1 protein-coding gene is annotated in these 802 nt (G+C 26.8%); it reads right to left on the bottom strand.

Going from position 1 to position 802, the window contains the following annotated elements:
* Nucleotides 1–122: 122 nt before the first annotated feature.
* Nucleotides 123–587 (bottom strand): hypothetical protein, encoded by a 465-nt coding sequence (locus AYC60_RS05905; RefSeq protein ID WP_067322382.1) that lies wholly within the window; start codon nt 585–587, stop codon nt 123–125.
* Between the last annotated feature and the right edge of the window lie 215 nt (nt 588–802).

Consider the following 802-nt stretch of genomic DNA (forward strand, 5'->3'; position numbering starts at 1 on the left):
TATTTTATTTTAACTTCTTTCTTTGAAAGTTCTCTCATCTCTTCAACTGTAATATTTTTATTAAATCCTTTTGAGTCATAATTATTTTCTTTTTGCTCTTTGTCTGTATTTTTTAAATTATTTCAAGTTTTTTTATTCTCTTTAGGAAGTGTTGTAGTTGCTGCTACAATCCCTATACTTGTGTAATCTAAAATTTCACTGACATTATCATATAATTTAGAATTATATTCTCTTAAATCTTGTTTATATTTAATCTCTTTACCTGTTATTGATTCTGTAATTTTTTGTATTCCAGCATTTAATTCGTTTGCAACAAATATAGTTTGACCACTTATTACAATATCCCCTATAAACTTTAACCCTTGTGAAACAGGCAGAGAGATACCTAATGTTACCGGAACTGAAATAACACCTAGAGTATCTAGAGCTAATGAAACACCTCCTATTAATATTAATTTACCTCCAGCTACAGCTAATCTACCACCACCATCCATAAACTTATCTATTCTTTCATCAGGTGTTATACCACGATTTTTCAATAATCCGTATACTATTTCTAATTTTTTTTGTTTTAGAACTAAGCCCAATATGCTCTAATTTGTTTCCTGTAGATAAACTATCACTAACAACCTTAGCATCTCTAGGAATATCTAAAAGATTATCTTTTCCTAAGTTAGTTAACTCTTCTAGTAATAAATCTACATTTTCTTCTGTTATCTTATCAAATACATTTAAATCATTAAAGTTTACATCATATAAACATTATTTTATATCCTCTTTACACTTTTACTAAATTATATAA

The sequence above is a fragment of the Streptobacillus felis genome (assembly GCF_001559775.1).
GTDB lineage: Bacteria > Fusobacteriota > Fusobacteriia > Fusobacteriales > Leptotrichiaceae > Streptobacillus > Streptobacillus felis.